Annotated in this window: 20 protein-coding genes and 1 pseudogene; 17 read left to right on the top strand and 4 right to left on the bottom strand. The window is 51.0% G+C overall.

The genetic code is table 11. The features are described 5' to 3' along the window. From VZT47_RS03905 to VZT47_RS03890, 4 genes and pseudogenes are all read right to left on the bottom strand, one after another. Positions 1–156: pseudogene (locus VZT47_RS03905) on the bottom strand (30S ribosomal protein S4); the annotation flags it as partial. A gap of 189 nt (positions 157–345) precedes the next feature. Further along, a complete protein-coding gene (locus tag VZT47_RS03900; protein ID WP_330223663.1) occupies positions 346–939 on the bottom strand; it encodes an anthranilate synthase component II in 594 nt (197 codons plus the stop codon). After that, entirely contained in the window at positions 936–2,423 is a 1,488-nt protein-coding gene (trpE, locus tag VZT47_RS03895) for an anthranilate synthase component I (protein WP_330223662.1), read from the bottom strand. The genes VZT47_RS03900 and trpE overlap by 4 nt, the downstream gene beginning before the upstream one ends. A gap of 336 nt (positions 2,424–2,759) precedes the next feature. Then, a complete protein-coding gene (locus VZT47_RS03890; protein ID WP_330223661.1) occupies positions 2,760–4,562 on the bottom strand; it encodes an ornithine decarboxylase in 1,803 nt (600 codons plus the stop codon). 137 nt (positions 4,563–4,699) lie between these two features. On the opposite strand from VZT47_RS03890, the gene VZT47_RS03885 reads away from it, so the two are divergent. From VZT47_RS03885 to VZT47_RS03805, 17 genes are all read left to right on the top strand, one after another. Beyond that, positions 4,700–5,413, top strand: a complete 714-nt coding sequence (locus VZT47_RS03885; protein WP_330223660.1) for a segregation and condensation protein A — start codon at positions 4,700–4,702, stop codon at positions 5,411–5,413. Next, entirely contained in the window at positions 5,410–5,943 is a 534-nt protein-coding gene (gene scpB, locus VZT47_RS03880; RefSeq protein WP_330223659.1) for an SMC-Scp complex subunit ScpB, read from the top strand. Before VZT47_RS03885 ends, scpB begins: the two co-directional genes overlap by 4 nt. Then, positions 5,940–6,662, top strand: coding sequence for a pseudouridine synthase (locus VZT47_RS03875; RefSeq protein ID WP_330223658.1), 723 nt, complete (start codon positions 5,940–5,942; stop codon positions 6,660–6,662). The genes scpB and VZT47_RS03875 overlap by 4 nt, the downstream gene beginning before the upstream one ends. Next, positions 6,646–7,902, top strand: a complete 1,257-nt coding sequence (locus VZT47_RS03870) for an NAD(P)/FAD-dependent oxidoreductase (RefSeq protein WP_330223657.1) — start codon at positions 6,646–6,648, stop codon at positions 7,900–7,902. Before VZT47_RS03875 ends, VZT47_RS03870 begins: the two co-directional genes overlap by 17 nt. Beyond that, positions 7,895–8,572: a (d)CMP kinase gene (gene cmk / locus VZT47_RS03865; protein ID WP_330223656.1), complete on the top strand. Its 678-nt coding sequence runs from the start codon at positions 7,895–7,897 to the stop codon at positions 8,570–8,572. The genes VZT47_RS03870 and cmk overlap by 8 nt, the downstream gene beginning before the upstream one ends. Positions 8,573–8,581: 9 nt before the next feature. Then, on the top strand, positions 8,582–9,184 hold the full coding sequence (locus VZT47_RS03860) for a lysophospholipid acyltransferase family protein (RefSeq protein WP_330223655.1): 603 nt from the start codon (positions 8,582–8,584) through the stop codon (positions 9,182–9,184). A 110-nt stretch (positions 9,185–9,294) separates the two neighbouring features. After that, positions 9,295–11,181, top strand: coding sequence for a bifunctional 4-hydroxy-3-methylbut-2-enyl diphosphate reductase/30S ribosomal protein S1 (locus tag VZT47_RS03855; protein ID WP_330223654.1), 1,887 nt, complete (start codon positions 9,295–9,297; stop codon positions 11,179–11,181). A gap of 792 nt (positions 11,182–11,973) precedes the next feature. Further along, positions 11,974–13,302: a ribosome biogenesis GTPase Der gene (gene der, locus VZT47_RS03850; protein WP_330223653.1), complete on the top strand. Its 1,329-nt coding sequence runs from the start codon at positions 11,974–11,976 to the stop codon at positions 13,300–13,302. Continuing rightward, complete coding sequence (gene plsY / locus VZT47_RS03845; RefSeq protein ID WP_330223666.1) at positions 13,302–13,886, top strand: glycerol-3-phosphate 1-O-acyltransferase PlsY; 585 nt, start codon at positions 13,302–13,304, stop codon at positions 13,884–13,886. The genes der and plsY overlap by 1 nt, the downstream gene beginning before the upstream one ends. A gap of 4 nt (positions 13,887–13,890) precedes the next feature. Continuing rightward, positions 13,891–14,901: an NAD(P)H-dependent glycerol-3-phosphate dehydrogenase gene (locus VZT47_RS03840; protein ID WP_330223652.1), complete on the top strand. Its 1,011-nt coding sequence runs from the start codon at positions 13,891–13,893 to the stop codon at positions 14,899–14,901. Between the two features lie 165 nt (positions 14,902–15,066). Then, the gene (gene rsmD / locus VZT47_RS03835) at positions 15,067–15,669 is read left to right on the top strand and encodes a 16S rRNA (guanine(966)-N(2))-methyltransferase RsmD (RefSeq protein WP_330223651.1); all 603 of its coding nucleotides are present in this window, start codon (positions 15,067–15,069) and stop codon (positions 15,667–15,669) included. Then, positions 15,638–16,126, top strand: coding sequence for a pantetheine-phosphate adenylyltransferase (coaD, locus tag VZT47_RS03830; protein WP_330223665.1), 489 nt, complete (start codon positions 15,638–15,640; stop codon positions 16,124–16,126). Before rsmD ends, coaD begins: the two co-directional genes overlap by 32 nt. Positions 16,127–16,135: 9 nt before the next feature. Continuing rightward, positions 16,136–16,630: an ATPase gene (locus VZT47_RS03825; RefSeq protein WP_330223664.1), complete on the top strand. Its 495-nt coding sequence runs from the start codon at positions 16,136–16,138 to the stop codon at positions 16,628–16,630. Between the two features lie 61 nt (positions 16,631–16,691). Next, complete coding sequence (locus VZT47_RS03820) at positions 16,692–17,246, top strand: helix-hairpin-helix domain-containing protein (protein ID WP_330223650.1); 555 nt, start codon at positions 16,692–16,694, stop codon at positions 17,244–17,246. Further along, positions 17,243–19,507 carry a ComEC/Rec2 family competence protein gene (locus tag VZT47_RS03815; protein ID WP_330223649.1) on the top strand — a complete coding sequence of 755 codons (2,265 nt, stop codon included), beginning with the start codon at positions 17,243–17,245 and terminating at the stop codon, positions 19,505–19,507. The genes VZT47_RS03820 and VZT47_RS03815 overlap by 4 nt, the downstream gene beginning before the upstream one ends. Then, positions 19,498–20,496 (top strand): DNA polymerase III subunit delta, encoded by a 999-nt coding sequence (gene holA, locus VZT47_RS03810; RefSeq protein ID WP_330223648.1) that lies wholly within the window; start codon positions 19,498–19,500, stop codon positions 20,494–20,496. The genes VZT47_RS03815 and holA overlap by 10 nt, the downstream gene beginning before the upstream one ends. Before the next feature lie 10 nt (positions 20,497–20,506). Continuing rightward, positions 20,507–21,886 carry a VanW family protein gene (locus tag VZT47_RS03805; protein ID WP_330223647.1) on the top strand — a complete coding sequence of 460 codons (1,380 nt, stop codon included), beginning with the start codon at positions 20,507–20,509 and terminating at the stop codon, positions 21,884–21,886. The last annotated feature ends 20 nt before the right edge of the window (positions 21,887–21,906 follow it).

Raw genomic sequence — 21,906 nt, 5'->3', positions numbered from 1 at the left:
TTTCACTTTCTGTTTTTCTGCGAGCTGAACGCCGTATTCAGACTGTTTTTTCTGATGAGCGTCTGCTACCTGCCGTTTTAACGCTTTCGGATGGCCGTATACGTTTACGCCGAAACGTCTGCTTGTCTTAAAACGGAGATTCTTGTTTGTTGCCATTGTGTAGATCACCTCTCTAAAAATTTCGCTGTCCGATATGAAACAGCTTTATTATTATAAAAGATTTTCCGGTTCCTGTCAAATGAAATCGGTGGAAATAGTTGACTTTTTCGGGCTTTTCAGTGGAAATATTTCCATTCGTTTGAGCGGATGGCTAATGGCTAATGGCTGGCTGCTAACGGCTAACAGCTAACGGCTCACTGCTCCCCGCTCTTTCGCTATGGCGAAGAAGTTTTCGAGGATTTTATGGCCTTCGGGGGTCATGATGGATTCGGGGTGGAACTGGAGTCCGTAGACGGGATAGCCTCTGTGTTCGACCGCCATGATTTCTCCGTCTTTTGTGCGGGCGGTGATTTTAAGGCATTCGGGCATCGTGCTTTCTATAGCTGCCAGGGAGTGGTAGCGGGCGGCTTTGATTTCTTTGTCCATTCCTTTGAAGAGGGGGCTTTCGGTGTCGAGGGTAATGGTGAAGGCTTTGCCATGAACCAGTTCTTTGGCATAGGAGACGGTGGCGCCGAAGCATTTGCAGATGGCCTGATGGCCCAGGCATACGCCTAAAATTGGGATTTTCGGCGCGAAATAGCGGATGGCTTCGATGGAGACGCCTGCGTCTTCGGGCCGTCCGGGACCGGGGGAGATGAGGATGGCTTCGGGATTTATTTCTTCCAGTTCCTGGACGGTATAGGCATCGTTCCTGACGACTCTGATATCGGGATAGAGGCTTCCTGCAAGCTGGTATAGATTGTAGGAAAAGCTGTCGTAGTTGTCAATGAGTATGATCATTCTAATCCTCCTTCTGCCTCGGAAATAGCGGTGGTGAGGGCTTTGGCCTTGTTCAGGCATTCCTGGTATTCTTTCTCCGGCTGGCTGTCGGCTACGATGCCTGCACCGGACTGGACGCAGAGGACTCCATTTTTCTTATAGGCGAGACGGATGCCGATGCAGGTATCCATATTTCCTGAGAAATCAAGATATCCGATGGCTCCTCCGTAGATGCCCCGTTTCCTAGATTCCTGTTCTTCAATGATTTCGCAGGCCCTTAGTTTCGGCGCTCCCGAGAGGGTTCCTGCAGGGAGGACGGAATCGATGGCATCGACTCCGTCTTTGTCATCCCGGATTTTTCCTTCTACGGTGGATCCGATATGCATGACGTGGGAGAAACGGAGGATATTGAGATAACGGTCTACTTTGACGGTACCGATCCGGCTGATTTTTCCCAGATCGTTTCGGCCAAGGTCGACGAGCATATTGTGTTCGGCCAGTTCTTTTTCATCTTTGAGAAGGCCAGCTTCCAGAGCTTTGTCTTCTTCCTGCGTCTTTCCTCTGGGACGGGTGCCGGCCAGGGGGAAGGTGTAAAGGGTGCCGTCCTGGAGTTTGGCCAGGGTTTCGGGGGAGGCGCCCGCTATTTCCACATTGTCAGAGGTGAAGTAGAACATATAGGGCGAGGGATTCAGCATGCGGAGAACGCGATAGACGTCAAAAATGCTGCCTTTGGCTCTCGCGGTCAATGGATTGGACAGGACGACCTGGAAAATGTCGCCTTCCACGATATAGTGTTTCGCCTTGTTCACCATGGCCCCGTATTCTTCTTTCGAATGGGCAGGAGTCAAAGGTTCCAGGAGTTCCAGGGGCTTGAAGGCTGCCCGGGCGCCGGAGGAGAGGAGACGCGCCATGTCTTCCAGTTTTTCTTCCGCTTCTTTATAGGATTCTTCAGGATTATCCGTGGATACGCCGCAGAAGAGAATGATTTTCTGTTTGAAGGCATCAAAAATGATGAGTTTATCAAAGAGCATGAGGTCTACGTCATTGAAATCGGCGTTTTCCACATTGGTGAGCTTCAATGTGGGTTCGGCATACTTGATGTAGTCATAGGAGAAAAAGCCTACGAGGCCGCCCGTGAAAGGGGGAAGGCCTTCGAGTTTGGGACTTTTGTTTTCGGCGAGAATTTTCCGGATGGCATCGCCGGGGTGGTCCACCATTTCTATGGTTTCTTCCTGTTCTTCATTTTCATCACCTTTCCGGATGCGAAGGCGTCCGTTCAGGCAGGTGAGTTCCAGGGTAGGGTCATAACCCAGGAAGGAATAGCGGCTCCAGGGCTGATTGTTTTCTGCGCTTTCGAGCATAAAGCAGTGATGGCTGGCGGCCCGGAGAGTCCGCATGACTTCGATGGTCGTAAAGCGGTCTGCCATGATTTCGCGGCACACGGGGATCCGTTTGTAAATCCCTTCTGCGCTGAGTTTTCTGACTTCTTCAAGAGACGGGTACATAGTAACCTCCTTTGAAACGTCCGGGCAATAAAAAATCCGCCCGGGCAGGAATAATTCTGCCAAGGACGGATGTTTCCGCGGTGCCACCTTGTTTCACGATTACGTGCTCTTAGCGGGATACTGACATATCCCCGGCAACTAACGTATGCCCTACGTCATGGGATACTCCCCGAAGGTTTCGCCATGCCCTCAGCGGTCCATTTGGCAGACTGCATCTCGATCCATTCTCACCGGGTAGGACTCTCTTTGCGCGCATTTCCTGCTTTGATCTCCGCTTCAACGGTTTATACTTTGTAGATTAATCGGAAAAGATTATTTTGTCAAGTCACTTTTTATTCATCCCACCCATACATAAGGACTATCATCTTCCCGGTGGAGGCCTACGATTTCGGGGAGGAAATCGGGGAATTCTTTCCCGTATGCTTCAAGGAAGAGGAAATAGTCGAGGACGGTCTTTGACCAGACTTCACCGGCCGCCAGGACGCAGATCCCCGGCGGGTAGGGAAGGATATTTTCCAGGGAAATACGACCTTCCGCTTCGGCAAGGGGGATTTTTTTCCTTTTCCCTTTGACAAAAAGCTCATGGGCCCGTCGGGCGGAAAGGGGCGCTTTCGGGAAATGTTCCTTTTGAAATAAAGCCTTTGAGAGGTCTCCCGCCTTTTTCGTGAAAAGGAAATGGCTGTATCGGCAGCAGAAATCTTTTACCCCTTCCCCGGGCTTTGCGGAAATGGAAGGAAGGAAAGTCTTCATGGGCCTGTTTTCGTGGTAGGCCGTCTCAAATTCCTTCAGCGCGGAGAGGAGCCGTTCCGCTTTCTCCGGGGTGTCTCCCGGCTGGTTCAGGAAAAGGAGGGTATAGAAATCGGATTTTTCCGGAGTGATTCCCTGGCTCTCCAGGTACGAGGAAACGAGGGGGGCGGGAATGGAGTGGTTTTCATCGGTGAAGGACCCCGTGGTGATGAGGGTCTTGCAGGGGTCCAGGGTCACGAGGGAGGATCTCTGGAATCCCATTTCCTTATTTACAGTAAAAAAGGCAGGATCCTTCATGATGGTTTCCGTATCAAAGTCAGCCCAGTCTTTCCCATGCACTTTTTCGGGGAGGAAGGGTTTGAAGAATTCCGTTTCCTTCCGAAGTCTCTTTTTCAGCCCGATGGCAGAACGGAAGGCTTTCTCCCACAGGTCCGTTCCCTTTTTCTGATGGATGAACGCATTCATCTCGAGGCCCGCGAGGAGCGGATAGTAGGGGGACGTGGAAATATGCATGAGAAAGGCATCGTTCAGGACGTCATGGGGAAGGTATCGCGCTTCGCCTTTGATATGGCTGTCTTTCTTGTGAATCTGGCTGGTCTGTGAGAATCCCGCCAGCTGCTTGTGGACGGATTGGGTGACCAGGATGCCCGGGTCCTCTTTCGTGAGAGGGAAAGTGAGGATCGCCGAATCCTTAAGGAGGGGAATGAAATTCTCATAGCCCGCCCAGGCGCCGTCTAGAAGGACGTAATCCGCAAGCCGCCCGATGCGTTTCAGTATTTCCTTCATGTTGAGGAAGAGTCCGTCATAGGTGGCCAGCTGGAGGCAGGCAAGGCGGAAAGGCCGCTCTTTTCCAGCCGCAGCAGGACTGATTTTGGCGGCTTCTTCGCGGAGGATTTCTTCATTTAACCATTTTTCATCGATAGGGCCGATGATGCCGTTTTCATTTCGCTCCGACGGGAGGTACACCGCTTTCGCCCCCGTTTCGATGAGGGCTCCCTGCCAGGAGGATTTGTGATTGTTCCGGTCAAAGAGGACCAGGTCTCCTTCTGAAAGAAGGGCGGAGGCACAGATCCGGTTCGATGCGGACGTGCCGCCGGTAACGAAAAAGCATTCATCGCTGCCCCAGGTCTTTGCAGCCATTTTCTCAGCCAGTCCCGTGACGCCTTCATGAGAGGAAGGGTCGCCGATGAGGGACGACGAATCGGAAACGTCGGCCAGGAAGGGGGCGGGGCCCATGAGTTTCGTGAAGAGCCGGCCTTCTTCGGTGAGATTGTAAAATGCTCCCCCGTGATGGCCGGGGGTATCGAAGTCTTCCCGATTCATTTCTGCCATGGAAAGGAGGGCGGAAGTGAAAGGGGGAAGAGGTCTATTTCCTTTTTTATTTTGATTCATATAAAATCTCCTTCTGATTCATTATACATAATTCTGATTTCCTTAAAAAGGAGGGCTCTTTTCTTTTCCTTTCTTATCTTCTGTGTTAATATGTAAAAGGTATATTGGAAAAGTGTTCTTGCGGAAAGGATGAGGGGATGGACGAAGAAAAAGCAGTGGAGTACCAGGTGAATCTGCCCGTTTTCGAGGGACCCCTGGATCTGCTCCTCCATCTGGTCACGAAGGACCGGATCGATATTCATGACATTCCCATCCATCTCATCACGGATCAGTACCTGGACTATCTCCGGAAGGCCAGGGAATTCAATCTGGAGCTGGGGAGCAGTTTTTTTGCCATGGCTTCGACCCTCCTTCTCATCAAGTCGCGAATGCTTCTCCCTGCCCGGCGGCAGGAGGAAACGGATGAGTCCGAGGATCCCCGGCAGGAACTGGCAAGGTCCCTGGAAGAATTCAAAATGATGAAGGAAATCAAGGCCCGCATCGAAAGCCTCATGGAGGAGGAGCGGCCTTACCGGGCCAGGGAACCGGCGGTCATCAGGGGCGGCGCTTTTCAGGGGAAAATTTCCCTCATCCGTCTCCGGGCTGCCTTCCTTTCCCTCTATGATTCGATCCGGGAAGAAGAAGGATCCCTGCTCCCGGCTGAAGAAGTTTCGCTGGATGAGGAAATCGCAGGCTGGGAGAAGCACCTTTCCCTCTATGGAAAGGTGAATTTTATGGAGTATCTGAAGGGGCTGAAGACAAGGTTGCGCCTGGTGGTCTCGTTTTTTGCCCTGCTTGAGCTGATCCGCCTGGGGAAGGCAAGGATTTCAGACCGGGCAGAGGGCATGGTGGTGGAAGGAGTGAATCTATGAAAAGCCTGGAAGGATTGATGGCGCTCATTGAGACGTTCCTTTTCGCCAAGGGAAGTCCGGTGGAATTGAAAGACCTGTCAGAAGTGCTGGGAGAAGATACGGTGACCGTGGAAAAAGCCCTTTCCCTCCTGCAGGAGAAATATGACGGTCCCGACTCGGGCATTACCCTCCATCAGACGGGGGCGGGCTATTCCCTGGTGACAAAGAAGAAATATGATTCCTGGCTGAACGAGGTGCTCGGAAAGCAGACTCCTCTATCCCAGTCGGCCATGGAGACTTTGGCCGTCATCGCCTGCAAAGAGCCGGTGACGCGGGTGGAAATAGAGAAGATCCGGGGCGTATCGGCGGGGAGGATGATTTCCCAGCTCCTGGATAAAGACCTGATCGAAGAGCGGGGCCGCCTTGACGTGCCGGGCCGGCCCATCTTATATGGAACGACAAAACGGTTTCTCAACTGCACGGGACTCAATGACGTGAGCGAGCTGAAGACCCGGTGGTCGGAGAAGCCAGATGAAGGAGATTTATTTTGAAAGAAAGACTGCAGAAAATATTGAGCCATGCCGGCATCTGTTCCCGGAGAAAAGCGGAAGAACTGATCACTTCAGGACAGGTGAAAGTGAATGGCAAGGTGGTAACCGAGCTGGGGAGCGAAGCGGATCCCGTGAAGGACAGAATCGAAGCCCTGGGTACGGTGGTGAAGCCGGAGCGGAAGAAATATTTCCTCTTCTACAAGCCGGACAGCGTCATTACGTCCGTTTCCGACCCTCAGGGGCGGCGGACGGTGATGGACTATTTCCGCACCATCCGGGAGAGGATTTTCCCCGTGGGACGGCTGGACTACCATTCCGAAGGACTTCTCATCATGACGAATGACGGGGACCTGGACTATATCCTCACCCATCCGAGCCATGAAGTGGAGAAAATTTATGAGGTCACCGTGCGGGGAAGGTATTCGCCCAAGGCTGCGGATAAAATGTCCCGGGGTGTCCGCATCGATACGGGAGTCACCGCGCCCTGCAAGATCGAAGTGCTGGAATATAATAAAGAAAAAAATAAGACCCGGGTCCGCATGACCCTTCACGAAGGGAAAAACAGGGAAATCCGAAAGATGATGGAAGCCTATCATTATCCGGTTTTTGAACTGGTCCGGGTGGGTTACAGCTTCCTTACCCTGGAAGGCTTATCCAGGGGAAGCTATCGCAGGCTGACGAGCGAGGAGGTTCGTAAACTGTATGAGCTCTACCGCTAAGAAAATTATTGTCATCGGCGGCGGCGTGGCAGGCCTTCTCTGTGCCATTACCGCAGCCCATGAAGGGGGACAGGTTTCCCTCTTCGAAAAAATGCCCAAGGTGGGGCTCAAGATGGGCATCACGGGGAAAGGCCGGTGCAACATCACGAATGCGGCTCCCATCATGGATTTCATCGCCAAAACTCCGGGAAACGGCCGCTTTCTTTACAGCGCCTATGAAAAATTCAATAATGAAGACCTTCTGGACCTTCTCCACAGCTGGGGCCTGGCCACCAAAGTGGAACGGGGAGGACGGGTATTTCCCCAAAGCGACGATGCCCAGGAAGTGCGTCACCTTTTCATGAAAAAACTGGCCGATGAAAAAGTGGATCTTCATCTGGAAGAACCGGTCAGGAAAATCCTTACAGAGGGCGGCCGGGTCAAAGGCATCCTGACGGGGAAAAGAATGTATGAGGCCGACGCAGTCATCCTGACGACAGGAGGGGCCTCTTATCCCCGGACCGGCTCCACGGGAGACGGGTATCGCATGGCCAGAGAGCTGGGCCACAAAGTGACGACCATTCGTCCGGCTTTGATTCCTCTAGTCTGCCGGGAAGAATACTGCAGAGAGCTCCAGGGGATTTCTTTGAAAAACGTCACACTTTCCGTAGACGGCGGGGGCAGGAGGAAAGGGGAAGAATTTGGCGAAATGCTTTTCACCCATTTCGGCATTTCCGGCCCCATCGTCCTTTCCCTTTCCGACAAAGTTTCCCTGTGGCTCTCCCAGGGCCATTCCGTGAAAGGGTCCATTGACCTCAAACCGGCTCTTACGAGGGAAGTGCTGGACAAAAGAGTCCTCCGGGATCTGGAGAAATACCAGAAGCGGCAGATGGCGGGAGCCCTGCAGGACCTCATGCTTCATCGCATGATCGACGTGGTCCTGAACCTGGCAGGCATTCCGAGAGACCTTCCCGTGAGCGATCTCAAAAAGGCGGACCGCCTCAAACTGGTAGAGACCCTGAAAGCCATGCCTCTCACCATTACAGGGACAAGACCCATTGAAGAAGCCATTGTGACGGCCGGAGGGATTTCAGTGAAAGAAGTCAATCCGTCCACCATGGAATCGAAACTCATTCAGAATCTTTATTTCGCAGGAGAAGTGCTGGATATCCATGCCTTCACCGGCGGGTATAATTTACAGGCCGCTTTTTCCACCGGCCATCTGGCAGCCCTTTCTGCCGTAAGGAGTGAACATGCGTAAATTATCTATTGCCATTGATGGACCTGCAGGGGCAGGGAAGAGCAGTGTTTCCAAAATCCTCGCCGGACGGCTTCACTATGCCTATCTGGACACCGGTGCCATGTACCGGGCCGTGACTTATGAAGTCCTCACCCGGAAAGTGGAAGGGGAAGAATCGATTATTTCCATGACAGAAAAACTGGATATGGAAGTGCAGCCGGGAGAGGCGGGCATGGAAGTCTTCGTGGATGGAAAGAATGTGACTCCTTTCATTCGGACTCCTGAAGTGTCTTCAAAGGTCTCCGCAGTTTCCGCTATCGGCGGCGTCCGGAAGGCCATGGTGGTCATCCAGCGGAAACAGGCCGAAAAGGGAGGAATCGTCCTGGACGGCCGGGACATCGGTACCACGGTCCTTCCGAAGGCGGATGTGAAAATCTTCCTCACCGCTTCCGTCCATACGAGGGCGCTTCGCCGGTTCAAGGAAATCACCGAAGTCCATCCGGAAATGACCATGGAAGAAGTGGAGAAGGAAATCAGCCGGAGAGACTATCTGGACAGCCATCGGGAGATTTCTCCTCTCCGAAAGGCAGAAGATGCCATTCTTCTCGACAACGGGGACCTCACCCTCGAGGGTACGGCGGAAGCTATTATTTCCATTTGTGAAAAGAAATTCCCCGGCTTTGACCGGTAAGGAGGCACCATGTTTTACGTGATTACAAGGGCAGTCCTCAATTTCCTCTTCTTTACAATTCTGGGCCTTCATGTGGAGGGACGGGAAAATATACCGGACAGGGGAGCCATCATCGTGGCGCCGAACCATAAAAGTTACTGGGATCCCCCGGTGATCGGCGTGGCTTTCCATAACCGGGTCATTCACTACATGGCGAAGGAAGAACTTTTCAAAAATCCTTTCTTCGGCTGGCTTATCCGTCAGTTCGGCACATTTCCCGTCAAGCGGGGGACCATTGACCGCACGGCCATCCGCCAGGCTGTCCGTGAACTGAAGGCAGGAAATCCCCTGGGCATTTTCCCGGAAGGCACCCGCATCCGGAAAGAGGGCCTGGGCCGTTTCCATTCCGGCATGGCATCCCTTGCCCTCATGACAGGGACTCCTATCATTCCGGTAGCCGTCATCGGCTCCAAAGATCTTCCTCACCGGAAGGGACCCCTGGCCGTACTCATCGGCAAACCGGTACCGGTCAAAAAGCAGAGACCTACGGATGACCTGGTCAAGGAAATCAATGACGATATCAAAGGGCGCATCGAGGCCATGAGGGATGAATACCTGAAGAGGGCAAAGTAAAGGCAGTTCTTTTATTTTCTCAGGAAATGCCTCTGAGACTGATAATGATATTTTTTATAATTATCTTTGAAGTCGGATTATAGCCGGCACAAAAGGATAACGGAATCATAATGGAAATCTATAAATCGAAAGTCATGGGCTTCTGCTACGGCGTCAGGAGAGCCCTGAAAATAGCGGAAAATGCCGCAGATTCGGGCATTCCGGCCGTTACGCTGGGGCCCATCATCCACAATCCCCAGGTGGTGGGAAGGCTGGCTGAAAAAGGCGTGCCCCCTGCAGACACAATCGACGAAATCACCGATAAAACTGTAATAATCCGCTCGCACGGAGTGGGCCCTTCGTGCTATAATATGCTTAAGTGCAAAAATCTGGCCCTAATGGACGCGACCTGCCCTTTCGTCAGGCGAAATCAGATTCTCACAAAGAAACTGGTGGATGAAGGAAAGCAGGTTATACTCATCGGTGAAAAAAGGCACCCGGAAATGATAAGTGTGGCTGAATGGGCGGTGGGACATTCTTACCAGGTGGAAACCATGGAAGATGTAGATGCACTCCCGCCGATGCAGGAAGCCCATGTAGTCATGCAGACTACATTTTCAGTGCCCCTGGCTGATCAACTGATTGCTGCCATAGCAAAGAAGGTGAAAGACCTTCACGTGAACAGATCCATCTGTGACGCGACCAGGCAGCGACAGCAGGCAGCGCGTGAGCTGGCGGAAAAAGTAGATGTGATGATCGTCATTGGTGGAAAAAACAGCGCCAATACCACGAGGCTGGCAGAAATCTGCCGGTCATCGGGCACCACCACGCATCACATCGAAACGGCAGAAGAACTGAAACCAGAATGGTTCTCGAGCCGGGACAAGATTGGCATCACCGCCGGTGCATCCACACCGGACTGGATCATAGAGGAGGTAGTTTGTATAATGGAAAACATGAAGGAAATGCTGGATCAGGAAGAAATGAACCTGGACGTGCATAAAGGCAGCGTAGTTGAAGGAAAGGTAGTAGACCTTTACGATGATAAGGCTTATATCTCTTTCGGATATAAGACAGAAGCTGTTCTGCTCGCCCATGAATATTCTTTCCCCGCACCGGCATCCCTGAAGGACGTTCTGCAGGTTGGTGACTCCCTGCGCGTTCAGATTGTCAGCGGCGTCAAAGAAGACAGCACGATTTACGTGTCCAAGATTAAGGTAGACCGTCTGGCTGACTGGGACGTTGTTGAAGAAGCATTTGAAAAAGGTGAATCCGTTGAATGCGAAGGCATCGAAGCTATTAAAGTCGGCCTGCTCGTTCAGCTTAAATCTCTCCGCGGTTTCATCCCCCTGTCCCAGGGTGATCTCCGCTTCGTTCATTCCCTGCAGGGTCTCGTAGGCCAGAAGTTCCAGGCCAAGATCCTCGAAGTAGACCGCACAAAGAACAGACTCGTTCTGTCCCGCAAAGCAGTCCTCGAAGATGAAAGAAACGCTGAAATGGACGAAATCGAAAAGGCTTATGAAAACGGCGACGTTCTCAAAGGCGTTGTAAAGAAGATCATGCCATACGGCGCATTCGTTGGTATCAACGGCGTGGAAGGCCTGCTTCACATTTCCGATATTTCCTGGAAGAAGATCGGCAAGGTAGAAGACGTTCTCAAACCGGAAGAAGAAATTGACGTCAAGATCAAATCCTTCGACCGTGAAAAACAGAGAATTTCCTTCTCCCACAAGGATTGCCTGCCGAACCCCTGGGAAACCGCTCTCGAAAACCATCACATCGATGATGAAGTAGAAGCTAAAGTTGTGAAGATCCTTGAGTTCGGCGTTATCGTTGAACTGGATGACGGCCTGACCGGTCTGCTCCACATCAATGAAATGACCGATGACCACAACAAGAAACCGGGCGATATCTGCCAGGTTGGAGACGATCTGAAAGTCCGCATCATCAATATCGATGAAGGCCGCAGAAGAATCTCCTTCCAGCTCGTGGAAGCTCCGGTTCATGAAGCTGAATAATTGACTGCAAAAAAAGCCGCTCCGAAAGGGGCGGCTTTTTTATTTTCAGAAATCGGCTGTGGAATGATGAAAAAATACCCTCCGGAAATTCAGGAACCGGACTGCGCCCGGAGGGGAGCTTTCGATGAAAATAAAAAACCTTCGCCGGAGGGCGAAGGTTTTGGTACAGCAAAATACTCCCGGAGCGAGGAATTGTTCGTTTTCCGGAGTTTCGGTCTTACCTGTCAATACGGCATCAGGAATTCCCGCATTGGGATATGCTTCCCGTGACTGAGTACGGAGCGAGGTTGCCGTTACTGAATCATTTCGGGGGGAGTATTTGCTTTTTATAACAACTTTGGAATTTTAGAATCCTCGAGGATGGAAAGCATCCGGAACACGTGGGCCTTGCTCCGGATCCGCTTTAAATTTCTGGGCGCCTGGCGGATCGGCTGGAGCCGGGCTCGAGGCCTCGTTCTTTTTGCTCTCTATACATATAGTAGAAAAAATTTTATTTTGTCTCATTAGAAATTCGTTAAATTTTCTAAACTTGAGAGGATTTTTGCTGATTTCATTTTTTCAGCAGCCTCCGGCAGATTTTTTATGGCGCAGGGTTTCCGATTTTTTTATTTCAGCAAACCATTGAACTTTGATCTTTTCCTGAAACGTCCATTTCTGCCGGGGCCGGTCTGTCAGCTTGACATAATCCCTTTTACGTCATACAATTTTAAGACAGTATGAATAAAAAATGGGAGAGTGTTTCCCATGTGAAAGATAGAGATTTCAATTCTCATTAAAGGAAAGGATCAGAATATGAGTAAACCTCTCGTAGCCATCGTTGGCAGGCCAAATGTAGGGAAATCCACCCTGATCAATGGACTGGCCCAGCGCCGCGTGTCCATTGTAGAGGATATTCCCGGGGTGACCAGGGACAGGATTTATTGTGACGTGAAATGGCTGGATAAGGAATTCACCCTCATCGATACGGGAGGCATCGAATTCCGGGACGATCATGACCAGATTTCCAGCGGAATCCGTCAGCAGGCGGAATTGGCCATGGAAGAAGCCGACGTCATCCTCTTTGTAGTTGATGCAAGGGCCGGAATGACTTCCGATGACGAAACGATTGCGGGACTTCTCCGCAAAACAGGAAAACCTGTGGTGGTGGGAGTCAATAAAGTGGACAGTGAAAACCAGGAAATGGACGTCTATGAATTCTATTCCCTGGGCCTGGGGGATCCCGTGGCTATTTCCGCAGTGAACCGCCTGGGATTTGGCGAAGTCCTTGACCGGATCACGGAAGGCTTCCCGCCGGCCGATACGGAAGAATCGGAAGATATCATCCGCACTGCCATCGTGGGCCGCCCGAATGTAGGCAAATCCACCCTCATCAATTCCCTTCTGGGCTATGAACGGTCCCTGGTGGCTGATGAAATGGGGACGACCCGGGATGCCGTGGATTCCGTATGGAAATATAAAGGAAAAACGTTCATCCTGGTCGATACGGCAGGAATGCGGAAAAAGAGCAAAATCGATGAGCCTCTTGAAAAATACAGCGTTATCCGGTCCATCCGGGCCATTGATAACTGCGACGTGGCCATTTTCGTCATCGATGCCATTGACAAACTGACAGAACAGGACAAGAAAATCATCGGTTATATCCATGAAGCCGGAAAGGGGCTGATCCTTTTCGTCAATAAATGGGATACCGTGGCCAAAGAGACGAATACCATGGTGGAAATGGAAAAGGAAATCCGGGACGGCCTTCCTTTCGCCCCCTATGTTTCCATGCTTTTCGGCTCAGCGCTTACGAAACAGCGCATCCACAAGCTGGGGGACATGATTTATAACGTGGCTGAGCAGCAGTGCCTGCGCGTGCCTACGGCTGTGCTGAATGATCTTCTGGAAGACGCGAAGATGATCAATCCGCCGCCCGCCCATTCCGGCCGGGTGTCCAAGATTTACTACATGACCCAGGTGGGCATCCGTCCGCCTACGTTTGTCATGTTCGTGAATGATGCGAAACTGATCCATTTCTCCTATGTCCGTTTCATTGAAAATAAACTTCGGGAAGCCTTTGTCTTTGACGGCACCCCGATCCGGATCGTTGTAAGAAGCAAGAAAGATGGTGACGCCGAGTGATGGAGTCCATCCTCTGGATCGCATTGGCCTATTTCATTGGCGCCATTCCGAGCGGGTATATCATTGGCCGTGTCTTTTATGGCGTCAACCTGAAAAAGGTGGGAAGCGGGAATATCGGCGCCACCAATGCTTACCGGGAACTGGGCGTCAGGGCGGGCCTTGCCGTCTTTATCTGTGATTTCCTGAAGGGATTCATCGCCGTCCATCTCGGCATGCCGGACCCTACTCTTGTCCTGGCCTGCGCCGTTTTTGCCATCATTGGCAATGACTGGTCCGTATTTCTTCATTTCAAAAGCGGTAAAGGCGTGGCCTGCGGGGTCGGCGCCTTTACCTATATCTGCTGGCCTGCCGTACTTGCTGCCTTTCTGGTATGGCTTGTCATTTTCAAATGGAAACATATCGTTTCACTGGGCTCCATCATCGGGGCGCCGGTGGTGCCCATCGTCATGTTTCTCAGGGGAGAACCTCTGGAATACGTGGGATTCGGCACTCTGGCAGCAGTGATCGTGATTGGAAAGCATAAGGATAATATAAAGAGACTTCTCAGAGGGGAAGAGAAGCCTATTTCCAGGGAAAAGAGGTAACCCCATGAAAATAGCCATGATAGGAGCCGGCGGCTGGGGAACGGCCATGATGATCGAACTCTCCGGCAGGCATGATGACCTTGTCATGTATTGCAGAAATCCTGAAACCGCGGCGAAGATGAGGAAAAGCCGCATCAATCAGGAGTATCTGCCGGATGCACGGATTCCGGAAAAAGTCCGCATTATCAGTGATCTGGAAGAAACCGTTTCGGGAGCAGACTGCTGCATCATCTGCACGCCATCTCATGTGGTGGAAAATATGGCGGAACGGATTGCGCCGTTTCTTCAGAAAGATGCTCTCGTCGTCTGCGCATCCAAAGGGCTGGCAGACAATGAAGGTCACCGCCTTTCCGAAGTGATTGCGAAAAAAGTGGACGGTATAACGAATAAAATCGTGGCCCTTTCGGGTCCGAATCATGCAGAAGAAGTAGGAATCGGCCTTCCCTGCGCCACGGTAGCTGCTTCGGAAGTACCTGAAGCCGTACAGAGTGTACAGGATATCTATATGAGTCCCGTTTTCCGCGTTTACCGGAGTGATGATATCCGGGGTGTGGAGTACGGGGGCGCTTTGAAAAATATCATGGCCTTGGCTTGCGGGGTCCTTGACGGAATTGGCCTGGGGGATAACTGCCGGGCAGCTCTCATGACCCGGGGACTGGTGGAAATGACCCGTTTCGGAGTCCACTTTGGGGCGAAAATGACCACATTTTTCGGACTTTCCGGTATGGGAGATCTCGTCTGTACCTGTACCAGCGTACACAGCCGGAATCACAGGGCCGGCATGATGATGGCCAAAGGGATGACGGCAGAAGAAATCAGGAGCAGTACCAATATGGTGGTCGAAGGAATCCGCACGGCCAGACTGGTCCATGAAATCGCCCTTCGCGAACATATCGATATGCCTATTACGGAAGAAGTCTGCCATCTCATCAAAGGCGATCACAATGCCCTGGGAGCCCTGGAAGCCCTTATGACGAGAGCCAAGAAGGCGGAATCGGAGACCTATCCCATGTAATGGAAAGATTTTGATTTTTTGAGAGGCCGGTAGGAATATTTCTTCCTTCTTTCAGAAATGAATTTTCTCTAAAAATTTAAAATAAAAAAGAGTCAATTACAGATTCGTTTTATGCTATAATTAACTTAAATGCGGACAAGACTTCCGCATTGCTGCGAGGTAGTTATGAATATCATTGGTGGGAATGCCAAAGGCACCCTTCTTTCCGCTCCCCAGGGACGGAATACGAGGCCGACTCTCGGCCGGGTGCGGGAAAGCGTTTTCAATGTTCTGGCCAATGTAGGAATTCTGGAAACAAAGGTGCTCGATATTTTTGCCGGCACCGGCGCCATGGGCCTGGAAGCCTTGAGCCGGGGAGCGGCAGAAGCGGTCTTTATCGATAAAGCCACGGCACCCATCATTCGTGAAAATGCAGCCCGCTGCCATGTGGCGGACCGGGTGAAAATTCTTCGCGGAGACGTTTCCTCATCACTGAAAGCACTGGAAGGCAGTCAGTTTGATTATATTTTCATGGATCCTCCTTATCGCAGGGGGTATATCAATGAAATCCTGAAAATGGTGCTTGACCTTGGGCTGCCCGCAGAAGATGCTGTGATTATCGCAGAGCATTCCATTTCCGAACCGCCGGATCTTTCCCTTTTTAAAGGCAGGCTGGCCCTCTGGAAAGAGAAAAAAGTGGGAGCCATAGTTGTAAGCTATCTGCAATGCAGACAGGAGAGTAATTTCAATGAGTTCAATGAAACTGGCAATATGCCCGGGCAGTTTTGACCCGGTCACCAACGGTCACCTCGATATTATCAGAAGAAGCGCATGCCTCGTGGATAAGCTGATCGTGGCTGCTTTTATCAACCCGACCAAGCATTATATGTTTACTACCGAAGAAAGACTGGATATGCTCCGGGAAACCACGAAGAACATCCCCAATGTGGAAGTGGATGCTTTTGACGGGCTTCTCAATGAATACTGTGCGAAGAAAAACTGCCATCTGCTTATCCGCGGTCTCCGCGCATTCAGCGATTTTGAATATGAATTCCAGCGTGCCCTCATGATCAAACAGATCGACCCCACCCTGGAAACCGCATTCTTTATGACGGACAGCCATTATTCCTATCTTTCTTCAACAGGCGTCCGTGAGCTGGCCCATTTCAATGGTGATATCACCAGGATGGTGCCGGAATATGTACAGGAAATGATCAGGAAGAAACTGGATTCTATGCAGAAATGAGGATGTATGATGGATACAAGAAAACTTCTCGAAGAACTTGAAAATGTAATCAACAATGCCAGCGATGTGCCATTCACCAATAAGAAAATGGTGGACAAGGATGAAGTGGAAAGGCTGATCGATGCCATCAACCAGTCCCTGCCGAATGAACTGGAAAGTGCCCGCCGCATCGTGGCCGACAAGGAACGGATCATGCTGGACGCTGAAAAGAAGGCAGAAGACAATATCGCCCAGGCAAAAGACTACATTGCCCGCATTACGGAAGAAAGCGAACTAGTGAAGCAGTCCCAGGAAAGGGCGAACGAAATCATTACTTCCGCCAACAAATCGGCTGAAGAACTGCGCACCAGCTCTGTCACCTATGCCACGGATGTACTGAAGTACGTGGAAACCAATATGGAAAACGTGCTGGACAGCCTGAAGAAAAACCGCCAGAGCCTGATTGACTCCAATTCCGCCGCGGCCCGTCAGCAGGAACAGCAGGAGCAGGAAAGTCGGAAATAAAATTTTTAAGACATCAGGTACTATCTGATTAAACTGAGGATCAAAACAGGAGGATGGGCCTATGGGACTGAATTTACATGACAGGAGAGTGCAGGTCATCTGTCTCTGTATCGTTATAGTCCTAGGGGTCCTGTCTTACTATGTGCTTGATCCTCTTTTGCATGCCGAAGACCCGGAGCCTCTTGAGATTTCGGCGGAAGATGTAAAAGGTTCAGGGAAAATACTGGTTTATGTGGTGGGAGCCGTGAAGCATCCCGGGGTGTATGAAATCCCTGAAGGGAGCCATGTCTATGATGCCGTCAAGGCTGCAGGAGATGTATTGCCCTATGCGGCCATGAATGAAATCAATATGGCGGAGCCTGTGAAAGAGGCCATGAAAATCTATGTGCCCCTTGACCCCTATCAGTCCGATCCTGCCGGTCAGGGACTGGTCAATATCAATACGGCGGGAGAGAAAGAGCTTGAAACTCTTCCTGGCGTGGGAAAGACGACGGCTGAAAAGATCCTGACTTACCGGGAAGAACATGGCAGATTTGAAGCCAAAGAAGACATCATGAAAGTTCCCTCCATCGGTGAGAGCAAGTTCAAGAAAATGGCGGACAAAATAACCCTATGAATACGAAATATCCTCTGCTCTGGAGTGCCCTTTGCCTGGCGATGGGAATCGTCCTTTATGATTCCTTTCCCTCTATCATTGCGCAATGGACATGGCTTTCCGCGGCAGGGGGTGTTTTTTTTACTCTCGTGCTTATCCGCTTTTTGGGGAGAAAGGGGTTCATTATAGGTATTTCCCTTCTTTTTCTCTCTGCTGCCGGCATGGCGAGGATGTACCTGGCGGACGAATCTTTTCTGGCGAATTCTTTATGGGCCTTGAGGGGGAGCGGTATATGGACGGGAGTTGTGAAAGAAAATCCGTCGGTGAGCCAGGGAAAGGATTCCTATGCCCGGTACTATGCGGAGTTGGAATCGATACGCTATCCCGACGGGAGTGAAAAAGAGCTTTCCGGGACGGCGTTTATTTATGAGGCTGATCCGAAGAGGATTTACCGGACAGGAGACAGGATTTCTGTGGCCGGGAAGATGAATCCTGTCCGGATTTACAACAATCCGGGGAAAATCGATTTGGAAGGGCGGTATCGCAGCAGGAGGCTTCTCGGAAGGATTTACCCGGACCGGAGGGAAACCATTCATTATGAAGGGGACAGCGGAAAATACAGGGCCATCCGGTGGGCGGAAGATATCCGCGCAAAGCTGATGAATGACTTTTCACCCTACATGGACCCCGTGCGCCTTCACATTTTAATGACTCTTCTTTTCGGCGGGAATTATAATGAAATCCCAGAAACCATCATGAATTCCTTCTCTGCTACGGGGATCGTTCATATCCTTTCCGTCTCCGGTTCCCATGTGGCTCTGCTTTTCGGGTTTCTGTACTTCCTCGGGAAATGGCTTCACCTCCCCAAAAGACTTGTCATTACGGGAGCCATTCTGCTGGTCCTTTTCTATTCGGCCCTGTCGGGCCTCGTGCCTCCTGTCATTCGGGCAGCGCTGATGGGGATCCTTTCGGTAGGCGGTGTCTTTGTGAGCCGGGAAAAGACATCTTTGAACCTTCTTGGCGCTGCAGTGACGGGCATGCTTCTCTGGGATCCCTATTATCTCTACGACGTCAGCTTCCAGCTGTCCGTGGGGGCGTCGGGGGGAATCCTCCTTTTCTATAAACCTTTGAATTTCTTCTTGCTGAAGATTCCTCGCCTGCCGGGCTGGGTGAGGGAAGGAATTGCCCTGTCCCTCTCGGCCCAGGTACTGACTATCCCTCTCATTCTCTATGATTTTCATGTATTTCCGCTCTACTTCATACCGGCCAACCTTTTCGTGACACCCTTTCTGGAATGGGTCATTATCGCAGGACTGCTGGCTTCTGTATTGTCCATGGTCTTCATGCCTCTTGCCGGGGGCATTCTCCAGGCGGCGGACTACCTGCTCTGGCTGTCCCTCCGGCTCAATCTGAAACTTTCCTCTTTCCCAAGGGCGTCTCTCCAGATTGGGGGCATGACGGTTCCCCAGATTATTTTCTACTATGTCACCGTTCTGATTTTATGGTTTAAAGACAAAACCATTCACAGGAATATCCGGATAGCGGCCGTAGGTATTTTATGGGGAGGACTTCTTTCGCTCATTCTTTTCCTCTATGTCACGGCACCGTCCATGACGGTTTACTGTCCCGATTTGGGAAGTGACCGGGGAGCGGCTCTTGTCATGGGGGACCATAAAATCTTATACTATAAGGGCAGCGGTATTCCGTCTCATACTTCAAACTGGGAGTGGAATTCCCTTTTGGGCTATGAAGGCCTGTTTTCGGCAGACCTCCTGATACTGAATCTGGAAGAGGTGAAAAAGCCCATTCCTTTGACCGTTCCCTTTCCTGTTAAGGAAATATGGGTTACCGGCGGAAAGGCGGAGCTCAAGGCTCCGGAAGTTTTTCGTGACCATGAAGAGATAATCCGGGAAGCGGGCAAAGGGCAGCTTTCCCTGGGAAATATAAGGCTTGTGACAAACGGCAGTAGCTGGCTTATTTCTTATAAAAAAGGAAATATTTATATTTCTGGTCGCAGGGAGCTTTCCATTCCTTCGTACCCTGACCATCTGCTGTGGGTGGCAGGGATGAAAATGGGCAGCAATGGCTATACAGAGGAAGAAACAGACCGGATCCATCCGGAAGCCATCATTTACGGGGGCAGCCGGATGCAGTCTTCCTGGGAAGATATGGACCTTTTTGAATTTAAAAATTACAGGGCAGCCAATGTGTACAAAGACGGTATGCAGGCGGCTTCCTTTGATCAAGAATGGAAACTTCGGGAAAAAAACTTATGGCGGTAAAGAAATTGAACAGGCAGAACTGCTGCTTCCTCTATGGGGATGACCTGGTATCGGCAAATCTTCGGAAAAACGACCTGATCCACCGGTATTTCAGGGGAAATCCTCCAGATGTCACTTTATTTGATGGAAATGGGAGCTATGAAGAATACAGGAACGCCCTGGAAGGGCAGTCCCTTTTCGATCCGCAAACGGCTGTGGTCATTCATAATCCCTTTTTCCTGAAACGGATATCGAAATCTGAGAAAGAGGACCGTCCCCAGAATGATTTTCTTGCTCTCATCAGCAATCTTTCACCGGACATCTTTCTCGTTATCCTTCAGGACGGGAAACCGGATAAACGGACAAAAATCATGAAATCCCTTCTTTCCGTCTGCTACAGCGAGGAACTGTCCCTCATGAATCCGAGAGATGCCGCAGGGACCCTCATCCGCATGCTGGCAGACGAGGGAAAACAGGTGAATTATAATGCAAGGGCTTACCTGGAAACGGTTCTTTCCTCCTGGGATGAAATTTCGGCGCCCCTCCTGCAGACGGAATGTGATAAAATTGTTCTGATGTGCGGCGCCCAGACCCAGGTAACTCAGAAACTTCTGGAAATAGCGCTCCCCGAATACATGAATCAGGGAATCTTCCGCTTCACCGATGCTCTTCTCTATAAGAATTCGTCAGTGGTGCTGGAGAGCGCGGACCGGGTCTTTACCGATATTTCCGCCACCATCAAAAATCTGGGCTTCCTTTCTGCCAAATTCAGGAAAATCAAGATTTTCAAGGAAATGCAGCGGAATCGCCGGCCGGAAAAGGAAATGTGGCAGGCCCTGGGCATCCGCTCCTCCTGGATGTGGAAGAATATGGCCAATGAAGCGCGCAAAGTCAAGGAAGAGGAAGCGGAATGGTTTCTCCTCCGGATTTTTGACTATCAGCTGAAATCGAGGCAGGGGTCTTCGGATATGGAACTGAAAGACCTGCTGCTTGAATATTGCATGAAATGAAGGGGTTTCATTGAGACTTAGAAAAGGGAGAATCTTCGGGCTGTTTTCCGTCATCCTCCTCCTGGGCGTGGCGGCAGCTCCCTTTATATGGGTAAAAAGGGATGCCGTGGTGCCGGGAGTCCGTATCAACGGTATGAAAGCCGGCGGCATGACGAGGGATGAGCTGGAAAGATTATTTGAAGAAAAAAATCAGGCTCTGGCGAAGGGAAAGCTGGAACTGGTGAAAGATGATCTGGTCCATGAAGAATGGAATTATAAAGATTTGAACGTCCGCTACGATGAAAAGAGTCTGGACGAAGCCATGGCTATCGGCCGGGAAGGCAGTCTTTTCAAAGAATGGAAAGACCGCTGGGAAGTCCTCCTGACCGGAAAAGCGGCCCATATCGATGCGGACTGGGACAGTGGGATTCTCGAGAAAAAGACGGCTGAACTGATGGAAAAATATAGGAAACCTGCCGAGAATGCCTATCCTTCGTTCCACAAGGACGGGTCCATTACATTCTCCCATGGCCGGCCGCATCTCGAAATCATCAAAGAAGATCTTGCCCTTTCCATAGAGGCAGCCCTGCGGGCAGGGGAATCGGGAAAGGTGGAAATCCCTGTTTCCGGGGAGACGAAACCGAATATGTCTCCTGAGGAAGCCAAAGAAATCGATACCATCCTTGGCCGGTACACCACGTACTTCGGGGGAGATTCGAATCGGAGCAGCAATATCCGCCTGGCAGCGGAACACATCAGCGGTACCTATCTGAAACCGGGAGGAGATTTCTCCTATAACCAGTCCACCGGCTCCCGTTCCGCGGAAAACGGCTATAAAGAAGCTCCCGTCATTATCAATGGCAAACTGGAACCGGGAAGCGGGGGAGGCGTGTGCCAGGTGAGCTCCACCCTTTTTAATGCCACCCTCCTGGCGGGTCTTCAGATTACCGACAGGACCTGTCATTTTTCGCCCGTGGCCTATGTGCCCATCGGACGGGATGCCACGGTGGCAGAAGGGTACCTCGATTTCCGTTTCATCAATCATCTGAAACATGGCATTTACGTCTATGCCGAATATGCTCCGGGACAGGTCACCGTTTTCATCCTTGGAAATAAGGAAGATAAACCGTCCTATGTGGACCTTTCAAAAATTCAGGATGAAACGCTGCCCTTCAAGACAGTCACAAAGATTGACCCTTCCCAAAAGGAAGCAAGAAAAGTCGAAGAAGGCCATGAGGGAAGAAATGTGACCATTCAGCAGACCGTGAAATGGGCTGACGGCAGGTCTTTTCAGGATACGTTTCTATCCGATTACGAACCGGTGGACACGGTGATTACCCTCAATAAGAAAGAAGAAACAAAACCTGCCCCGAAAGCAGTAAAGAAGAAAAAACAAGCCCCCCGGGCATGACATACGTCAGAAAGGAAAAA

It is taken from the genome of Dialister sp. (genome assembly GCF_036343215.1).
In the GTDB taxonomy this organism is placed as follows: Bacteria; Bacillota; Negativicutes; order Veillonellales; family Dialisteraceae; genus Dialister.
Note: the sequence above shows the minus strand (reverse complement) of the source record. Positions and strands in the feature narration are given on the sequence as shown.

Excerpts from the sequence above, each read along its gene's own strand:
- VZT47_RS03855 (WP_330223654.1), top strand. The coding sequence starts at position 9,295 with ATGGAAATCTATAAATCGAAAGTCATGGGCTTCTGCTACGGCGTCAGG.
- VZT47_RS03890 (WP_330223661.1), bottom strand. The coding sequence starts at position 4,562 with ATGAATCAAAATAAAAAAGGAAATAGACCTCTTCCCCCTTTCACTTCC.
- VZT47_RS03900 (WP_330223663.1), bottom strand. The coding sequence starts at position 939 with ATGATCATACTCATTGACAACTACGACAGCTTTTCCTACAATCTATAC.
- VZT47_RS03815 (WP_330223649.1), top strand. The coding sequence starts at position 17,243 with ATGAATACGAAATATCCTCTGCTCTGGAGTGCCCTTTGCCTGGCGATG.
- VZT47_RS03885 (WP_330223660.1), top strand. The coding sequence starts at position 4,700 with ATGGACGAAGAAAAAGCAGTGGAGTACCAGGTGAATCTGCCCGTTTTC.
- der (WP_330223653.1), top strand. The coding sequence starts at position 11,974 with ATGAGTAAACCTCTCGTAGCCATCGTTGGCAGGCCAAATGTAGGGAAA.
- rsmD (WP_330223651.1), top strand. The coding sequence starts at position 15,067 with ATGAATATCATTGGTGGGAATGCCAAAGGCACCCTTCTTTCCGCTCCC.
- VZT47_RS03820 (WP_330223650.1), top strand. The coding sequence starts at position 16,692 with ATGGGACTGAATTTACATGACAGGAGAGTGCAGGTCATCTGTCTCTGT.
- VZT47_RS03825 (WP_330223664.1), top strand. The coding sequence starts at position 16,136 with ATGGATACAAGAAAACTTCTCGAAGAACTTGAAAATGTAATCAACAAT.
- holA (WP_330223648.1), top strand. The coding sequence starts at position 19,498 with ATGGCGGTAAAGAAATTGAACAGGCAGAACTGCTGCTTCCTCTATGGG.
- VZT47_RS03870 (WP_330223657.1), top strand. The coding sequence starts at position 6,646 with ATGAGCTCTACCGCTAAGAAAATTATTGTCATCGGCGGCGGCGTGGCA.
- coaD (WP_330223665.1), top strand. The coding sequence starts at position 15,638 with ATGAAACTGGCAATATGCCCGGGCAGTTTTGACCCGGTCACCAACGGT.
- cmk (WP_330223656.1), top strand. The coding sequence starts at position 7,895 with ATGCGTAAATTATCTATTGCCATTGATGGACCTGCAGGGGCAGGGAAG.
- trpE (WP_330223662.1), bottom strand. The coding sequence starts at position 2,423 with ATGTACCCGTCTCTTGAAGAAGTCAGAAAACTCAGCGCAGAAGGGATT.
- plsY (WP_330223666.1), top strand. The coding sequence starts at position 13,302 with ATGGAGTCCATCCTCTGGATCGCATTGGCCTATTTCATTGGCGCCATT.
- VZT47_RS03860 (WP_330223655.1), top strand. The coding sequence starts at position 8,582 with ATGTTTTACGTGATTACAAGGGCAGTCCTCAATTTCCTCTTCTTTACA.
- VZT47_RS03840 (WP_330223652.1), top strand. The coding sequence starts at position 13,891 with ATGAAAATAGCCATGATAGGAGCCGGCGGCTGGGGAACGGCCATGATG.
- scpB (WP_330223659.1), top strand. The coding sequence starts at position 5,410 with ATGAAAAGCCTGGAAGGATTGATGGCGCTCATTGAGACGTTCCTTTTC.